The following is a 16,475-nucleotide window of genomic DNA, read 5'->3' as shown; positions in this document are numbered from 1 at the left end:
GTGGTAGCATGAGCGGAGACGGTGCGGTCGACATTCCGGAGGTGACCTTCGTCTCCGGCTCCGGCGTCCCGATCCGGGGCAACGACATCGACACCGACCAGATCATCCCGGCGCGGTTCATGAAGGTCGTCACCTTCGACGGACTGGGCGAGTTCGCCTTCTTCGACCTTCGGTTCGACGAGAACGACGACCTCAAGGACCATCCGTTCAACGAGGACCGGTTCCAGGATTCGTCGGTCATGGTCGTCAACGGTAACTTCGGCTGTGGCTCCTCGAGAGAGCACGCGCCCCAGGCGCTGATGCGGTGGGGGATCGATGCGGTAATCGGCGAGAGCTTCGCCGAGATCTTCGCGGGCAACTGCCTGGCGCTCGGCATCCCGACCGTCACCGCCGACAGCGAAACGATCCAGAACCTCCAGGACTGGGTCGACGAGAACCCCGACGGCGAACTCGAGATCGACGTCGAGGCCGAGACGGTCACGTACGGAGGCGAGACGATCGACGTCACCGTCGACGACGCCCAGCGCAAGGCGCTCGTCGAGGGCGTCTGGGACACGACGGCGTTGATGAAGTCCAACGCCGGTGAAGTCCGGAAGAAGGCCCGTGAGCTACCTTACGTCGAGGACGGCGCGATTCCCGAAGCCGAGTAACCGAATCGACGGATGTCCTTTTCGAGGTCGTTCGCGCTCGCTGGAGCGGACGACCGATTGCGAACGGATCACACGGAAAGCGGCAGAGTCGTCATCCCACCGTCAGCGATTTCGCCGCTCCTCCGAAACGGTGACTATGGCTCGAAATCTCGACGTTCTCCTGTTCCTGTCGCTCGCCGTCCTGTGGGGGCTCTCCTTTCCGGCGATTTCCGTGGGCCTCGAGTACTTGCCGCCGCTGTTCTTCGCGGCCGCCCGGTACGATATCGCGGCGATCTTGCTACTGGTCGCGGCTGCCGTCCGGGTCGAGACGTGGCGACCGACCGCGCGGAACGATCTGGCGGCCGTCGCCGGCGGCGGGATCTTCCTCATTGCCGGCAACGGCCTGTTGTTTCTCGGTCAACAGACCGTTCCGAGCGGCGTCGCCGCGATTTTACAGGGATTGATTCCCATCATCACCGCGCTGTGGGCGATCCCGCTACTCGGCGAACGGCTCTCGGCGATCGGAGCCGTCGGCGCGGCGATCGGGTTTTTCGGCGTCGGATTGATCGTCCAGCCCGACCCCGGGAACCTCCTCGCGGGCGATACCGCCGCGCGACTGCTCGTCGTCGGGCAGGTGTGTAGCGTCGCACTCGGCGGCGTGTTGATTCAACGGGCCGGACCGACCCTCGAGCAACTGCCGCTGGTCGGCTGGTCGATGTTCGTCGGCGCGTTCGTCTTGCACGCCGTCAGTTTCGCCACTGGCGAGTCACCCAGCGTCGACGTGATTGGTCCCGCCTCGCTCGGCGTATTGCTCTACCTCGGGGTCTTCGCGACGGCGATCGCCTTCCTGATCTACTTCACGATCCTCGAGGAACACGGTGCGTTCGAAGCGGCGCTGATCGGCTATCTGGTCCCGGTCGTCGCGACGGTCGCGGGCGTCCTCTTGCTCGACGAGTCGCTCGGCGTGGTGACCGTCGTCGGATTCGCGGTGGTCGCCGTCGGATTCGTGTTGCTCAAGCGCCGCGCGATCGCCGATGCGGCGGGAGTCGGACCCGGCGTGGCGGGTCCCTGACTCGAGACCACCGCTTTGCTTCCCGGCCGAATCGGTCCCGCCACCGAACGATCGGTGACCGCGTCGGTTCGAAGAGGACAACACACTTATATCACTGCTGACAATCCCGCAGTACCCTCTCGGATCGCCTTCATGAGCGCTTCACGACCCGGATCGTCGACCGACCGCGATAGACGCACAGTCGTTCTCGACTCGGCTCGAGCAGCCATCGGTCCGCGCCTCGGCATCGATCGGCGAGCCCTCGGCGCATTCCGGATCGCGCTCGGACTCGTACTGCTCGTCGACCTGCTCGTGCTTCGGGTGCCGGGGCTGGTCACCTTCTACACCGACGACGGAGTTTTCCCGCGATCGACGCTCGCGGAGGCCTATCCGACGATCGCGCCGGGATCGATCCACGCGGTGTCCGGTTCGGCGTGGTTTCAGGGCATTCTGTTCGCGATCGCCGGAGCGTTCGCCGTGCTCCTGCTCGTCGGTTACCGGACTCGAGTCGCGACGCTTTGCTCGTTCGTCTTGCTGGCGTCGCTGCACGCGCGGAACCCGCACGTGATCAACGGCGGAGACACGATCCTCCTCTCGTTCCTGCTCTTCGGGCTGTTCCTCCCGCTTTCGGCGCGCTGGTCGCTCGACGCTCGTCGCCGATCCGTCCGTCGTCGGCCCGCCCGTTACGACGCCGAGCGCGGCAATCGCGTGCTATCGGTTGCAACGGCGGTGATTTTGCTCAACGTCGTGCTCGTCTACGTGACGAACGGCCTGTTCAAGACGGAGAGCGAACTGTGGATGAACGGCGGGGCGGTCCGACACATCTTCCACCTCGAGCAGTACCTCGTCCTCCTCGGTCCGTCTCTCGCGGAGTACCCGACGCTGCTCACCGCGGCCAACTGGTTCTGGGTCGTCTTGCTCGGCGTCTCCCCGTTACTCGTGGTCCTCACCGGACGGCACTGTCTCGCGCTGGTCGCCGCGTTCGTCGCCGCACACCTCGGAATGGCGGCGACGATGCGGCTGGGAGCGTTTCCGTTCGTCATGGTCGCCGGGCTGATCCTGTTCCTTCCGCCGCACGTCTGGGATCGACTCGAGCGGACCGTCTCCGATCTCGACCTCGAACGTGTTTCGAAACCGATCGGCGACGACGGGGCCGGGAGTGAACGGACGACGAGCGCGGGCACGTCCGCCCTCGTCACGCCTCGCACTCGCCGGGGCGCACGGGTGATCGGTTCGGGGGTCGTCGCGTGCGCTTTCGTCTCGATACTCGTCTGGCAGGCGGTCGGCATCGGACTCGTCGACACCCCGTCGGGGTTGGACAGCGAGGTCGAAGACGCTAGCTGGGCGTTCTTCGCACCGAACCCGCCGACCGCACACAGCTGGTACGCCGTCGAAGCGGAACGCGAGTCGGGCGAGACGATCGACGGCCTCGGCGGCGGCGAGGCCAGACTCGATCGGCCGCCGGACGCCGCGGAGACGTATCCCTCGACGCTCTGGAAGCGATACGGGATGTCGGTTCGGTACGCCGACGAGACGCAGTACGAACCGGTGGCGGCGTACCTCTGTGAGCGCCTCGACGGCGATGTCGAGCGCCTGACCGTGTACCTCGTCGAACAGCCCGTCAGCCCCGACGGACCGGTCGGCGAGCCGACCGCACACGAGCGTATCGAGTACGACTGTTGATCGGCGGGCGTCCGGGTCGCGGGCTCGCTTCCACACTGCTCTTCGAGCGGCGAGGGTCGTCGGTCGCGTCGATACTATCGATACCCTCTTTTCACACCCCAAGAGAGATGCAGGCATGACTCACGAAATCGCCGTCATCCCTGGCGACGGAATCGGACAGGAAGTCACCCCCGCCGCGGTCGAGGTTCTCGAGACGTTCGACATCGACTTCGAGTTCGTCGAAGCCGACGCCGGCGACGCGGTCGAGGACGAAACGGGCGAGGCGCTGCCACAGGAGACCTACGACCTCGCCGCGTCGGCGGACGCGACGCTGTTCGGCGCGGCCGGAGAGACCGCCGCGGACGTCATCCTCCCGCTCCGAGAGGCGGTCGGTTCGTTCGTCAACATTCGACCGGCGAAGGCGTACCCGGGGGTCGACGCCGTCCGTCCCGAGACGGATCTGATCTTCCTCCGCGAAAACACCGAGGGCGTCTACGCCGGTCTCGAGGACCGACTGACGCAGGACGTCTCGACGCTCACCCGTGTGGTCACGGAATCTGCCTCGAGCGACCTCGGGGAGTTCGCCTGCGACTACGTTTCCGGCGACGAACACGACGGATTCACCATCGTCCACAAGGCGAACGTCATGCGCGAAACGGACGGCCTCTTTCGCGATACCATCAAAGGTGTCGCCGACGACAACGGCATCGAAACCGACGAGGTGCTGATGGACGCCTTCGCGACGCGGGTCTGTCTCGATCCGGAACAGTTCGACGTCGTCGTCTGTCCGAATCTCGCGGGCGACGTCCTTTCCGACCTCGCTGCCGGCCTCGTCGGCGGCCTCGGCTTGCTCCCCTCGGCGAACGTCGGCCCCGACCGCGCGCTGTTCGAGCCGGTTCACGGCACCGCGCCCGACATCGCGGGCGAGGGCGTCGCGAACCCGGCCGCGACGATCATCTCCGCCGCGATGTTGCTCGAGTACCTCGGCTACGACGACGAGAGCGCCGCGATCCACGCGGCCGTCGAGTCGACGCTCGAGGACGGGCCTCGAACGCCGGATCTGGACGGTGACGCCTCGACCGAGGACGTGACGGGCGCGATTATCGACCGGCTGTAGGCCGCTCTCGTCGCCGCTCCCGCGAGTTGTCACACCACACCGACGAGGGTATCGATACGGTCGGTATCGACCGACGACCGCGGTCGGTAGTGTCGGCTCGAAGTGTTGACCGTGACCGAACTGCTTCTTCGGGTAGCAGCTCTGCTATCGAGCTCTCGACCGGGTTTCCTCGGTCAACGTCCCTCCTGTTGCAGCAGAACGAATTTCGACTCAGGAAAATCGTGCAGAAACGAACGAGTGTTCCGGGGTAAACAAATAAAAACATGCAGAGCGCAGATACGTTCGAAGACAACCCTGGCTCATGTTACCCGAACAGCGCAAGCGGACGATCGTCGAACTCGTCTCGGATCGGGACGGGTGTTCGGTCGAACAGTTGGCGGATCAACTCGGCGTCTCGAAGGCGACGATCCGGCGGGATCTGGACGATCTGGAGGCGGAACGGCTCGTCGAACGATCGCACGGCGGTGCCGTTCCGGTGACGGCGGTCGGCCGCGAGCAGACCTACGTCCAGAAGGAGGTGCAGAACCTCGATGCGAAGGCGAGGATCGGCGCGCGCGCCGCGACGGAGATCCACGACGGACAGGTCGCCTTCTTCGATTCGGGGACGACGACGATGCAGGTCGCAAAGCAGGCTCCGACCGATACGGCGTTCATTCCGGTCACGAACTCGCCGGTGCTGGCGCTCGAGCTCGGGCAGACGGCGAACGAGGTCAAACTCACCGGCGGCACGCTCCGCCACCGGACGCGGGCGCTCGTCGGGCCGAGCGCGGAGGCGTTCATGGGTCGGACGAACTTCGATCTGCTCTTTCTGGGCACCAACGGCGTCGGCGGCGATGGGAGTCTGACGACGCCAAACGAGGACGAGGCACGGATGAAAGAGCTGATGGTCGAAAGCGCGGAACGGGTCGTCCTCGTGACGGACGAAACGAAGTTCGGCGAGCAGAGCTTCCTCCAGTTCGCCTCGCTCGAGGACGTGGACGTTCTGGTAACGGACGCCGAACCGAGCGACGAAATCGCGGAAGCGTGTACGGCGGCCGACGTGACCGTCGGCGTGGAGGGATCGGATGATCGCTAGCGTCACCCTCAATCCGGCGATCGACTACACGGTAGCGCTCTCCGACTCGCTCGAGACCGACGCCGTCTCTCGATCCGACGACTACCGGTACGACGCGGGCGGCAAGGGGATCAACGTCTCGAAGTACCTGGTCGAACTCGAGATCGAGACCGTTGCGACCGGCGTCGCCGGCGGCTTTCTCGGCCGCTACCTCTTAGAGCGACTGTCCGCCCAGCAGATCGCCGCCGACTTCGTCGACATCGACGGCGAGACGCGACTCAACACGACCGTCCTCGGGCCGGACGGCGAGTACAAGATCAATCAGAGCGGCCCCCGCGTCTCGCGGCTGGCGGTCGACGAGATCATCGACACGTTGTGCGAGCACGACCCCGAAACGGTCGTCCTCGCCGGCAGCCTTCCGGCGGGCGTCGGACCCGAGACGATCGATCGACTCGCGAAGGCCGGCCCGTGGGAGACGGTCGTCGATATGGGCGGCGAAACGCTCACTGCGCTCGAGGCCGAGTACGCGCTCTGCAAGCCGAACCTCGAGGAACTGGCGGCGGCGACCGGGCGGCGGATCGACGGCGTGCAGTCGGCGATTGCGGCCGCAGAGGCGCTCCGGGCGGAGGGGTTCGATCGCGTCGTCGCCTCTCTGGGTAGCGACGGCGCGGTGATGGCGACGCCTGATCGAACGCTGCACGCCCCGGCGGCGGACGTCGACGTGGTCGACACCGTCGGTGCGGGCGACGCGCTGTTGGCGGGCGTCCTCGCCTCGCGAAGCCGTCGCGAATCGGACGCGGCGGCGCTCCGGTCCGGCGTCGCCGTCGCGTCCCGCGTCGTCTCCGTCTCCGGGACGCGAGCGCCGTCGCTGGCGGACGTCCGCGACGAACGCGACGCGATCGCGGTCTCCGCGTACTGACATCGGTCTCCTGTTCGCGGTCGAATCGCTCGAGACCCGATTTCGGAACGCCATGAATATTCAAAACATATCAATACAAAACAAACGCATTCGAAAATACTTTTGCACCCTCTGTTGAAGGTCTATGAAGATAAACCAATGAAAGACGATGTAGAACAGCGATCGCGCGCCTACCTCCTCTCCGTCAAGGAGGACCTGATGACGGGCGTGTCGTTCATGATCCCGTTCGTGACGATCGGCGGGATCTTCCTCGCGCTCGCGTTCATGCTCGCGTCGCTCCCGGAGACGTTCTTCGGGGTTCCGACGCCCGGCGCGGGGACGAGTACCACGACCGTCTTCGACGATACGGGGACGCTCCCGTGGTATCTCGCCCAGATCGGCGATCTCGGGCTGACGATCATGATCCCCGTCCTGGGCGGATACATCGCGTACGCGGTCGCAGACAAACCCGGGCTCGCGCCGGGCTTCATCCTCTCGTGGGCGATCCAGCAAGAACCGCTCATCGAAGCCGCCGGACAGGTCATCGGATTCGACGCCAACGGCGCGGTCGCCGGCTTCCTCGGTGCGATCGTCGCCGGACTGCTCGCGGGGTACGTCGCCCGCTGGATGAAGGGCTGGGCGGTGCCGTCGATGATCGATCCGATGATGCCGATCCTCGTGATCCCGGTGTTCACGACGTTGCTCCTCTCGCCGCTCGTCGTCCTCGGACTCGGCGTTCCGATCGCCATCATCGACGACGCGCTGACGACCGCGCTCGAGGGGATGCAAGGGACGAACGCCATCCTGCTCGGGGCGATCCTCGGCGGGATGATGGCGGTGGACATGGGCGGCCCGATCAACAAGGTCGCGTACGTCTTCGGTACCGTCCTCGTCGCGGATCAGATCTTCGGGCCGATGGCCGCCGTGATGATCGCCGGTATGGTGCCGCCGCTCGGGCTCGCGCTCTCGAACTTCATCGCCCCGCAGAAGTACTCCGAGGAGATGTACGAGAACGCGAAGGCGGCCGTCCCGCTCGGCCTCTCGTTTATCACCGAGGGGGCGATTCCGTACGCCGCCGCCGACCCGCTTCGGGTCATTCCGTCGGCCGTCCTCGGCAGCGCGACGGCCGGCGCGGCCGCGCTCTGGTTGGGCGTGACGATGCCGGCTCCCCACGGCGGCATCTTCGTCATCGTCCTCTCGAACAGCATGCTGCAGTTCCTGGGTTGTCTGGCCCTCGGCACGCTGGTGACGGCGACGGCCACCACGCTGATCAAACCGGACTACCACGAGCGCGTCGCCGGCGCAGAGCCCGCACAGCCGGCGACTGAGGCGGGGCAGACGAACGACTGAGGCGAGATGACCGACGGAAGACGAACGACTGAAGCGACGTGGCCGACGGAAGACGAACGACCGAGTCGATATGGCCGAACGACCGAAACCGCACGGATACCGACCCACATTCCACACCGTCGCGTACGAACGATGACTATGACCGAACCCAAAATCGAGACCGTACTGACTTCCGACCTGATCACCCTCGAGGAACCACCCGCCGAAAAGGAGGCCACGATCGAATTTCTCCTCGATCGGGCCGTCGAGGCCGGCCGCGTTACCGACCGCGAGACCGCACTCGAGGCCTTGCTCGCCCGTGAGGCAGAGACGACGACCGGCGTCGGCATGGGGATCGGCATCCCCCACGCGAAGACCGACGCGGTTTCCGAGCCGACCGTCGTCTTCGCGCGCTCGTCGACCGGCGTCGACTTCGACGCGATGGACGGCGAGCCGGCGACGCTGCTGTTCATGCTGCTCGTCCCCGCCGAAGGTGGCGAGGAGCACCTCGAACTCCTGAGTTCGCTCTCGCGGGCGCTGATGCACGACGATGTCCGCGACCGTCTGCACGAGGCGGAGTCGAAAGCCGCCATCGAGGAGACGATCACGGAGGCGGTCGCGTGATGGAGCGAACCGTCACCGTGGTTCCCGAAGACGGACTCCACGCGCGCCCCGCCGCGAAGTTCGTCGAAGCCGCCGGCGAGTTCGATGCCACCATTGCGGTGGCCCCGGCGGACGGGAACGACGACCCGGTCAACGCGGCGAGCATGCTCGCCGTCACCAGCCTCGGCGTCGCGAGCGGCGACGACCTTCGGATCGTCGCCGAGGGTGCGGACGCCGAGGCGGCGCTCGAGGAACTCGAGGCGATTCTCTCGACGCCCGAAACCGAATCGGAACCGGAGACCTGAACCGATGGCCGCCAACGAACTCGATTCGCGATCGTACGAGGGGACCGGCGTCACGCCGTTATCCGGCGTCGGCACCGCCGTCTGGTACGATCCGACCGCCGATCTCGAACTCGGCGAGCCGCCGGCGGCCGATGCCGTCGATTCGGACGCCGAACGCGACCGATTCCGGACCGCCCGCGAACGGGCGCAGGTCGAACTCGAGCGCGAGCGCGAACGAACCGCCGAACGCGTCGGCGAGGAGGAGGCGGCGGTGTTCGACGCGCACCGGCAGTTCCTCGACGATCCGCAGATCACCGACGGCGTCGAATCGGCCGTCGAGGGCGGTTTGCCCGCAGAACACGCGGTCGAGAGCGCCTTCGAGGACCCCATCGCGCAGTTCGAGGGGATGGACGGCCGGATGGCCGAGCGCGCCGACGACCTCCGGGACGTCCGGGACCGACTGCTCCGGCTGCTCACCGACGCCGAACGCGTCGATCTCTCCTCGCTGTCCGCGGGATCGATCCTGCTCGCCGAACGGCTGACGCCGAGCGACACCGCGCAGCTGGATTCCGAGCGCGTCGCCGGCTTCGTGACGGTCGAGGGCGGACGGACGTCCCACGCGGCGATTTTCGCCCGCTCTCTGGGGATTCCCGCCGTCGTCGGCATCGGCGACGCCCTCGAGTCGATCGACGACGGCGAATCCGTGCTGGTCGACGGCGAAGCGGGATCGGTGATCGCCGATCCGACCGCCGAACGACGCGAGCGTGCGGCCGACGGACGCGACGTCGACGTGCGTGAGGAAAGAGTCTCGACGGCCGACGGCGTCCCGATCGAGGTCGCAGCCAACGTCGGCACCGTCGCGGAACTCGAGGGTGCGATCGACCAGGGTGCCGACGGGATCGGTCTCTTTCGGACCGAGTTCCTCTTTCTCGACCGGGAGGCGCCCCCGGACGAGGTCGAGCAGTTCGAGGTCTATCGCGAAGCGCTCGCGGCGTTCCCCGAGGGCCGAGTCGTCGTCCGAACGCTGGATGTCGGCGGGGACAAACCGATTCCGTACCTCGATGCGCCCGAGGCGGACAATCCGTTCCTCGGCCAGCGGGGGATCCGACGCTCGCTCGGTCCCGACGCCGACCTCTTCGAGACGCAACTCCGGGCGCTGCTGCGGGCGGCCGCCGCCGAACCGGGGACGCTCTCGGTGATGTTCCCGATGGTCGCGACCGTGCCGGAACTCGAAGCCGCCCTCGATACGGTCGAGGACGTCGCAGCGGCGCTCGAGTCGGCGGGCGCCGACTACGCGGTTCCCGAACTGGGCGTGATGATCGAGACGCCGAGCGCCGCGTTTATCGCGGAGGCGTTGGCCGAGCGCGTCGACTTCATGAGCATCGGGACGAACGACCTCACTCAGTACGTGATGGCCGCCGATCGCGAGAACGAACGAGTGGCCGACCTCCACGACCCCTGCGAGCCGGCCGTGCTCCGGGCGATCGAACGCGCCGTCGAGGCAGGGAACGCGACCGACGCCTGGGTCGGGATGTGCGGCGAGATGGCCGGGGACTCCGACCTGACGAAGCTACTCGTCGGGCTGGGGCTCGACGAACTCAGTATGAGCGCCGTGACGATCCCCGACGTGAAAGCCGAGATCACCGACCTCGACGGCGCAACGGCCGAATCGCTCGCGAACCGAGCGACCGACGCGACCACGAGAACTACCGTCTCCGACCGCGTACACACGACTACAGACCAATGAAATTCGCCGCAGTAACGTCCTGTCCGACGGGTATCGCACACAGCCAGATGGCGGCCGAGAACTTAGCACAGACCGCGACCGATCTCGGTCACGAGATCGACGTCGAGGTGCAGGGTGCCATGGGCCAGGAGAACGAACTCTCGAGCGAGGCGGTCGCCGACGCCGACGCGATCATCATCGCCGCAGATACCTCTGTGAGCCGCGACCGCTTCGTCGACAAACCGGTCGTCAAAGCCCCGGTGAAAGACGCCGTCAACGACGCCGAGGGGCTCATCGACAGAGCGATCGAGGCGACGGACGGCGAGATGTCAGCCGAGACAGCAGCGGCGACACGAGAGCCGTCCGAGACAGCGGGTGCGCCGGATTCCGATGCTACCGACGACGGCGATTCGACCGCCGCTTCGAAACGCGGCGGTGATCCTTCGAAAGGTCTGTTTGCGCGACTCAAGCGGCTTCTGTCCTGACTCGGCGCGGTCATCGCCGGTTCGATCCCTCATCTCGGCCTCGCGCGTCTCGGGGTTGACAGTTATCACGAGGGTCGTGGTACTACGTCCGATGACTCGAGACGACACCCTCGCCGGAATCCAGTCGCGCACCGTCGACACCGACCGCCTCGAGACGCACTTCCTCGAATCGGGCGGCGAAAACGAGACCACCGATACCGATGGCTCCGTCGTGTTCCTCCACGGCAACGTCTCCTCCTCCCGGTTTTTCGAGGACGTGATGGTCGACCTACCGGCCGGCTATCGCGCCGTCGCGCCCGATCTGCGCGGGTACGGCGATTCCGAGACGAAACCCGTCGATGCGACGAACGGACTGGGCGATTTCGAAGCCGATCTCCGCGCGCTGCGCTCCGAACTCGACCTCCCCGATCCCGTCACGCTCGTCGGCTGGTCGAACGGCGGCGGCGTCGCGATGCGCTATACGATCGACAACCCCGAAGCGGTCGACTCGCTCGTCCTCGTCAATCCGCTCTCGCCGTACGGGTTCGGCGGAACGAAAGACGAGGCGGGAACGCCCTGTTTCGACGATTACGCCGGCTCTGGCGGCGGGCTCGGTAACGACGAATTCGTCGCGGGGCTCGCGGAGCGCGACCGCAGCGAGGGCGGCGAGGCCTCGCCGCGGAAGATCCTGCGAACGTTCTACGTCGATCCCACTCACGAGTTCGACGAGGGGCGCGAAGAGTCGTACCTGACGGGGCTGCTCGACACCGCGACCGGCGACGAGAACTATCCCGGCGACGCGACGCCGAGCGAGAACTGGCCCGGCGCTGCACCAGGCGAGAGCGGCGTGAACAACGCCATCTCGCCGAAATACTGCTCGCTCGAGGCGATCACCGATATCGATCCCGAGGCGAAACCGCCGGTCACGTGGGTCCGCGGCGATTCGGATCAGATCGTCTCCAACGAATCGCTGTTCGACGTCGGCACGCTCGGCCGGATGGGCGAGGTTCCGGGCTGGCCCGGCGAGGACGTCTTCCCGCCCCAGCCGATGGTCGACCAGACCCGCGCGGTCCTCGAGACGTACGCGGATTCGGACGGCGAGTTCGAGGAGGTCGTCTTCCGGAATACGGGACACGCGCCACACGTCGAAGTCCCCGGGGACTTCCTGGATCGGCTCGAATCGGTCCTTCAGGGGTGAGGTGTCGACCACCGTGACCATCCGCGAGGTCGGGTTTCGGACGTCCGTTAGGATTCGGTAACCTCGAGCGTCCAGTCCCCGTCGGCTTCGATGTTGATCCAGATGGTTCCGCTCGAGTGGTACGATCTCGAGTTGTCGAACGTGCCGGTCTTGTTGATGATCGACTCCCTGCTCCCGTCCGCACTGTAGCCGTCGACGACGAACGCGCCGTCGCCGTCGTGTGTCACCTCGAGTCTGGCGTCGCTGTCGGTCCAGATCGGGCCGACGAACGCCGATCCCCTGCCCGTGGCTTCCACCGGGAGCTCGTCGAGGTCGTTGGCGTGGACCTCCGGCTGGAAGAGGTCGATCGACCACTCGCCGTCCGCGTCGACCTCGAGCCGGTGCGTTCCCTCCTCGACCGCCATGATCGATTCGCCGGCGGTCGTTCCGGCGGTGTTCACCAGCACGTCATCGCTGCCGTCACCGTCTGCGATCACGTCGACGACGAACTCGCCGTCGCCGTCGTGCGAGAAGCTTCCGGTGAGGACGCCGTCGTCGAGGTCGAAGGTCGGCGTTTCGTCCGCTCCCGATCCCTCGAACTCGTGAGACTGGCCCGCCTCGAGGATTGTGCCCTCCGGCCGCCCGTCGCTGGCGTTTTCGTTCTCGTCTTCGCCGTCGTCGCTCTCGAACGTTCCGTCGACGAGGTCGGACGGCGTGATCACGTCGAGACCGCGGTGTTCGATGTGGTTGAGCAGGTGTTCGAAGTCGTCGAGCGACATCCGGTTCTCGTCGGGGCCGACGTCGTCGTCGTCGACGATTCGCGGAATTCGAAGGACGGTGAGCACCTGATACTGGTCGGCGAGGTTGATGTGACGGCGAACGCCGTTGTGGAGCGCGGGACCCCAGATCAGCGGAATCGTGTCCATCCCGGTCGGCGGGACGCCGGACGTACAGGAGCCGAACAGGAACGCCGATTCGTGGACGTCCCTGACGATCTCGTTCGTCGTCGCGTCCATCCGATCGTCCGGGACGAACAGGTGCCGCGAGCCGTCTTCGAAGCCGAGGTTCACGAGCTGGTCGCGGTTGTGCTCGAGGACCTGACGCTGGCGGTCCTCGGGCATTTCGGGGAGCGGCGCGGATACCCGCGGGTACGAGCAGACGTCCCACCCGCGGTCCCGAAGCTCCTCGAGCTCCGTGGCACCCATCCGACCGCTATCGCCGATTCGGTCGGGGCTGACCGGAACCGCCGCGGCCCAGTCGCGCTCTGCGAGCATCTCCGCGGCGATATCGTAGTGGGAGTCGTGACCGCCGTAGAACGCCAGGATCGCCTTCCCGTTGTCGGCTGCTTCGGTTCGACGAAGGTCGTCGACGACCATCTTCGTCGCTCCGTCCGACGGACCCACTGCGATGATGTTGATGCGGGTGACGTTCGACAGGTCCGGTTCGCCTTCCGGCTTGTGTTCGTACCCGCAGTCGAGTCGGAACCAGCCGTCGTACTCGTCCGGCACCGTTCGGACGGTGTTGAGCCGCGCGTCCCGGTCCGGGGCGAGGAATTCGACGACGATTTTGTTCGCGGATTCCGGCTTGACCGCCAGCGACGTGTCCCACTCGCTGAGATCGATTCCATCGGAGAACCGAATGTCCATCCCGGCCTGTCGGCCGTCGCTCTCGATGACGGCCGCTTGCGAGCCGATTCGCGCTTCGTCGGGTGCGGCCGATAATTCGCCGTTCTGCGGGAACCACTCGTCGAGATTTTCGAAGTCCGAGAGCAGTTCGCCCTCGTCGATCGCGGGCCACCGCTTCGACGCGTCCGACGGCGTTTCATCGGGATCCTCATCGTCCTGTGAGTCCGTCTCCTCGTCGCCTGACAGCAGATCCGTACAGCCTGCGAGGGCGGTGGAGGTTGCGCCGACCGTGGCGAGCATCCATCGTCGAGACAGTCGGTCGCTCGTGTCGGTTTCGTTATCCATTGTCGTTATCAGTTCGTCGCAGGTCGCGTACTTGTCTATGGAGCAGTTAAATTCACTTCAGCGCCGGAAATCGACGAAGGCGAACCGGTTCGGGACGGCTTATCGAACGGCTAACTGCCGGCGGACAGGTGTAGTGTGACGACGAGAAACGATCCCGATTCCAGCACGATTCCGCGACTAGACGACGTCGAGCGTCGACCGGTCCGCTCCGGCGAGTTCGACCAGCGCGTCGGCCTCGAGCAGGTGACAGTCGCCGGGAATCACGAGCAGGTGGAGCGGGTCGCCGAAGTCCCGCTCCGCGAGGGCGGTCATCGTGGCGGCCTCGACGAGGGGTTCCGGGCTGCCCGCGCGGGCGACGACGACGCCGACGAGATCGGGGTACTCCTCGGCGAGCAACCCCGCAGCCACATCGGCGGTCATGTACGCTTCGACCGTTTCGTCGCGGTCGAGGCGGTTCGTCGCCGCTTCGTTGTCCACTTTGATATCGAGATAGACGACCGTGTGAACGCCGTCCTCCCGATTCTCGTCGATGGTCCTCGTCACGCTCTCCGGGAGCCCGTCGGCACCGTGAGCGTACGGAAACGGCAGCGTCGTCGCCGTCCCGAAGCGGTAGTTCTGGAGCCCGGTCAGCGCGCTGGTCGCCGTCTGGGCGGTGACGCCGTGGATCACTCGCGTCTCGATGCCGCGGTCGTGAGCCCGCAATCGAAGGTCGACGTGCGTCGTCGAGATCATCGTATCGCCCGCCGTCAGGAAGGCGACGGTCTCGCGCTCGGCGGCCTCGAGGATGTCGTCGGGGTGCTGTTCGACGCCCGCGCGATCCCTGACCTCGATCGAGAGGTCGTGGTGGGACTCGAGTTCCTCGAGCGTCGTTCCGAGTAGCGTGCTAGTGTAGAACTCGGCGTAGGCGCGGTCGGCGTTTCGCAGCGCCTCCTGACCCTCGACGGTGATCGACCGCTCGTCGTAGAGCCCGAGTCCGATGAAGGTGAGCATAGCCCTGCTAGTGAGCAACCCCGTTATAATCTTTCGAGTCCGAGGGCGGGTGGATCGCTCCCGGCGAACGCGCCCGACCCTTACCGCTCGGATACCGCTCCGAGCTGCTCTAGGAACCCCAGCGCGTGGTCGACCACCCAGCGCTCGGCGATTCGCCCGTCCTCGACGCGGGCGAAAATGGTTCCGACCAGTTCGACCTCGGTACCCGTCGGCTCGACGCCCATGAACTCGCCCCGATGGGTCGCGTGCATGGTGAACCGATTCGCGACGGTGTCGCCTTCGGCGATGACGTCGTCGATCGTTCCGTGCAGATCGGGAAACGCGGCGCGGAACGCCTCGATCTGCTCTTTGAATTCCGCTCGGCCGCGCAACTCCGACGGTTCCCACGGCGAGTGCTGGACGAAGCCCTCCGTGAGGAGGTCATCGACCGCGTCCACGTTTCCCTCGTTCCAGACGTCCTCCTGCATGCGGCGGGCGAGCGCTTTGTTGTCCTCGGTGTTCATGATCAGCCGCTAGTAGTGGGGCTGACTGCGGAGATAACGGTTGTCTACGCGCAGCTAACTGGTCCACAAATCGATCTCGGAGTTTGAAACCGGTTCATCGACGCGCAAGTTCGTCGATGCCGATCAGGTATCATCGGGAACGACCGCCATCGCTTCGATCTCGACGAGGTGATCGGGATCGATCAACCGCTGGACTTCGAGCATGCTGGCCGCGGGTCGAACCTCGTCGAAGACCGCTCCGTGGGCCTTCCCGATTGCCTCCCAGTCGTCGATATCGGTGACGTACATTCGGGTCCGGACGACGTCCTCGAGCGATGCCCCTGCCTCCTCGAGTGCGTCCGCGATGATCTCGAGGGCGCGCTTCGTCTGTGCGTACGGGTCGTCAGGGGCGACGACCTCGCCGTCTTCGTCGGTCGCAGTCGTTCCCGCGACGTGGACCTGCGAGCCGACGCGGACGGCCCGCGAGTAGCCCACCGTCGATTCCCACTCGGTGTCGCTCGAGACGCGCTGTCTGTCCATACGTGACGGAGACGGACGGAGAGAAAAGCGTTCGCGGTTTACAGCTGGAGGTGCGACGTCGAGTCGGGGCCGCCGTCCTCGTCGATTCCGCCCTCGTGGACGAACGTTGCGTCGTCGGTGAGATAGACCATGCCGTCGTTGCTGATCGTGATATCGACCGCCGGGAGCGTGGTGTCGGCAGCGTCGCCGTTGTCACAGTAGCCGGAACACGAGTCGAACAGCGACCCGTGGCGCGGACAGATGATCTGGCCGTCGCGCATCGGCACTCCGCGGCCCGTATCGAAGCGCTGGGCCTCGTGCGTGCAGCGGTTGATCCACGCCTCGACGCTATCGTCACAGGGGACGAGAATCACCTCGTCCTGCTCGCCGTACTTGTCTCGGACGGTGAACAACCACGAGCGCTCCTCGTGAACCGTCTCCACGGTCGTGAGTTGCTGCATAGGGGCCCCTATCGTCGGGAGCCTGATAACTGTTCACGACGACCGCGTGCGAACGGGGT

General features: G+C 66.0%; 17 protein-coding genes. 12 read left to right on the top strand and 5 right to left on the bottom strand.

From position 1 onward, the window contains the following. The first annotated feature begins 8 nt into the window (after positions 1–8). From leuD to DWB23_RS02555, 12 genes are all read left to right on the top strand, one after another. Positions 9–650 (top strand): 3-isopropylmalate dehydratase small subunit, encoded by a 642-nt coding sequence (leuD, locus tag DWB23_RS02610; RefSeq protein WP_121741901.1) that lies wholly within the window; start codon positions 9–11, stop codon positions 648–650. A gap of 136 nt (positions 651–786) precedes the next feature. After that, positions 787–1,701 (top strand): DMT family transporter, encoded by a 915-nt coding sequence (locus DWB23_RS02605; protein WP_121741244.1) that lies wholly within the window; start codon positions 787–789, stop codon positions 1,699–1,701. A gap of 132 nt (positions 1,702–1,833) precedes the next feature. Continuing rightward, on the top strand, positions 1,834–3,363 hold the full coding sequence (locus DWB23_RS02600) for an HTTM domain-containing protein (RefSeq protein ID WP_121741243.1): 1,530 nt from the start codon (positions 1,834–1,836) through the stop codon (positions 3,361–3,363). A 115-nt stretch (positions 3,364–3,478) separates the two neighbouring features. Next, positions 3,479–4,459, top strand: coding sequence for an isocitrate/isopropylmalate dehydrogenase family protein (locus tag DWB23_RS02595; protein WP_121741242.1), 981 nt, complete (start codon positions 3,479–3,481; stop codon positions 4,457–4,459). Between the two features lie 301 nt (positions 4,460–4,760). Then, entirely contained in the window at positions 4,761–5,534 is a 774-nt protein-coding gene (gene glpR, locus DWB23_RS02590) for an HTH-type transcriptional regulator GlpR (protein ID WP_121741241.1), read from the top strand. Then, complete coding sequence (gene pfkB / locus DWB23_RS02585; protein ID WP_121741240.1) at positions 5,524–6,432, top strand: 1-phosphofructokinase; 909 nt, start codon at positions 5,524–5,526, stop codon at positions 6,430–6,432. The genes glpR and pfkB overlap by 11 nt, the downstream gene beginning before the upstream one ends. A gap of 138 nt (positions 6,433–6,570) precedes the next feature. Further along, positions 6,571–7,761 carry a PTS fructose transporter subunit IIC gene (locus DWB23_RS02580; RefSeq protein WP_121741239.1) on the top strand — a complete coding sequence of 397 codons (1,191 nt, stop codon included), beginning with the start codon at positions 6,571–6,573 and terminating at the stop codon, positions 7,759–7,761. A 138-nt stretch (positions 7,762–7,899) separates the two neighbouring features. After that, complete coding sequence (locus DWB23_RS02575; protein ID WP_121741900.1) at positions 7,900–8,364, top strand: PTS sugar transporter subunit IIA; 465 nt, start codon at positions 7,900–7,902, stop codon at positions 8,362–8,364. Continuing rightward, entirely contained in the window at positions 8,364–8,648 is a 285-nt protein-coding gene (locus DWB23_RS02570; protein WP_121741238.1) for an HPr family phosphocarrier protein, read from the top strand. The genes DWB23_RS02575 and DWB23_RS02570 overlap by 1 nt, the downstream gene beginning before the upstream one ends. A 4-nt stretch (positions 8,649–8,652) precedes the next feature. Beyond that, positions 8,653–10,374 carry a phosphoenolpyruvate--protein phosphotransferase gene (gene ptsP, locus DWB23_RS02565; RefSeq protein WP_121741237.1) on the top strand — a complete coding sequence of 574 codons (1,722 nt, stop codon included), beginning with the start codon at positions 8,653–8,655 and terminating at the stop codon, positions 10,372–10,374. Continuing rightward, positions 10,371–10,838: a PTS fructose transporter subunit IIB gene (locus tag DWB23_RS02560; protein WP_121741236.1), complete on the top strand. Its 468-nt coding sequence runs from the start codon at positions 10,371–10,373 to the stop codon at positions 10,836–10,838. The genes ptsP and DWB23_RS02560 overlap by 4 nt, the downstream gene beginning before the upstream one ends. Before the next feature lie 91 nt (positions 10,839–10,929). Further along, complete coding sequence (locus DWB23_RS02555) at positions 10,930–12,015, top strand: alpha/beta fold hydrolase (RefSeq protein WP_121741235.1); 1,086 nt, start codon at positions 10,930–10,932, stop codon at positions 12,013–12,015. 47 nt (positions 12,016–12,062) lie between these two features. On the opposite strand, the gene DWB23_RS02550 is transcribed toward DWB23_RS02555, so the two are convergent. From DWB23_RS02550 to DWB23_RS02530, 5 genes are all read right to left on the bottom strand, one after another. Then, on the bottom strand, positions 12,063–13,964 hold the full coding sequence (locus DWB23_RS02550) for a polysaccharide deacetylase family protein (protein ID WP_121741234.1): 1,902 nt from the start codon (positions 13,962–13,964) through the stop codon (positions 12,063–12,065). Positions 13,965–14,141: 177 nt separating this feature from the next. Continuing rightward, positions 14,142–14,954 (bottom strand): diphthine synthase, encoded by an 813-nt coding sequence (gene dph5 / locus DWB23_RS02545; RefSeq protein WP_121741233.1) that lies wholly within the window; start codon positions 14,952–14,954, stop codon positions 14,142–14,144. Between the two features lie 80 nt (positions 14,955–15,034). Beyond that, entirely contained in the window at positions 15,035–15,457 is a 423-nt protein-coding gene (locus DWB23_RS02540) for an ester cyclase (protein WP_121741232.1), read from the bottom strand. A gap of 123 nt (positions 15,458–15,580) precedes the next feature. Further along, positions 15,581–15,976, bottom strand: a complete 396-nt coding sequence (locus tag DWB23_RS02535; RefSeq protein WP_121741231.1) for a RidA family protein — start codon at positions 15,974–15,976, stop codon at positions 15,581–15,583. Between the two features lie 38 nt (positions 15,977–16,014). Continuing rightward, positions 16,015–16,416, bottom strand: coding sequence for a Rieske (2Fe-2S) protein (locus DWB23_RS02530; RefSeq protein ID WP_121741230.1), 402 nt, complete (start codon positions 16,414–16,416; stop codon positions 16,015–16,017). Between the last annotated feature and the right edge of the window lie 59 nt (positions 16,417–16,475).

This window comes from Natronorubrum halophilum (genome assembly GCF_003670115.1).
Lineage (GTDB): Archaea > Halobacteriota > Halobacteria > Halobacteriales > Natrialbaceae > Natronorubrum > Natronorubrum halophilum.
This window is presented reverse-complemented; position numbering and strand designations above follow the sequence as displayed.

Coding starts and splice junctions, on each gene's coding strand:
- leuD (WP_121741901.1), top strand. CDS start 9: ATGAGCGGAGACGGTGCGGTCGACATTCCGGAGGTGACCTTCGTCTCC.
- DWB23_RS02605 (WP_121741244.1), top strand. CDS start 787: ATGGCTCGAAATCTCGACGTTCTCCTGTTCCTGTCGCTCGCCGTCCTG.
- DWB23_RS02600 (WP_121741243.1), top strand. CDS start 1,834: ATGAGCGCTTCACGACCCGGATCGTCGACCGACCGCGATAGACGCACA.
- DWB23_RS02595 (WP_121741242.1), top strand. CDS start 3,479: ATGACTCACGAAATCGCCGTCATCCCTGGCGACGGAATCGGACAGGAA.
- glpR (WP_121741241.1), top strand. CDS start 4,761: ATGTTACCCGAACAGCGCAAGCGGACGATCGTCGAACTCGTCTCGGAT.
- pfkB (WP_121741240.1), top strand. CDS start 5,524: ATGATCGCTAGCGTCACCCTCAATCCGGCGATCGACTACACGGTAGCG.
- DWB23_RS02580 (WP_121741239.1), top strand. CDS start 6,571: ATGAAAGACGATGTAGAACAGCGATCGCGCGCCTACCTCCTCTCCGTC.
- DWB23_RS02575 (WP_121741900.1), top strand. CDS start 7,900: ATGACCGAACCCAAAATCGAGACCGTACTGACTTCCGACCTGATCACC.
- DWB23_RS02570 (WP_121741238.1), top strand. CDS start 8,364: ATGGAGCGAACCGTCACCGTGGTTCCCGAAGACGGACTCCACGCGCGC.
- ptsP (WP_121741237.1), top strand. CDS start 8,653: ATGGCCGCCAACGAACTCGATTCGCGATCGTACGAGGGGACCGGCGTC.
- DWB23_RS02560 (WP_121741236.1), top strand. CDS start 10,371: ATGAAATTCGCCGCAGTAACGTCCTGTCCGACGGGTATCGCACACAGC.
- DWB23_RS02555 (WP_121741235.1), top strand. CDS start 10,930: ATGACTCGAGACGACACCCTCGCCGGAATCCAGTCGCGCACCGTCGAC.
- DWB23_RS02550 (WP_121741234.1), bottom strand. CDS start 13,964: ATGGATAACGAAACCGACACGAGCGACCGACTGTCTCGACGATGGATG.
- dph5 (WP_121741233.1), bottom strand. CDS start 14,954: ATGCTCACCTTCATCGGACTCGGGCTCTACGACGAGCGGTCGATCACC.
- DWB23_RS02540 (WP_121741232.1), bottom strand. CDS start 15,457: ATGAACACCGAGGACAACAAAGCGCTCGCCCGCCGCATGCAGGAGGAC.
- DWB23_RS02535 (WP_121741231.1), bottom strand. CDS start 15,976: ATGGACAGACAGCGCGTCTCGAGCGACACCGAGTGGGAATCGACGGTG.
- DWB23_RS02530 (WP_121741230.1), bottom strand. CDS start 16,416: ATGCAGCAACTCACGACCGTGGAGACGGTTCACGAGGAGCGCTCGTGG.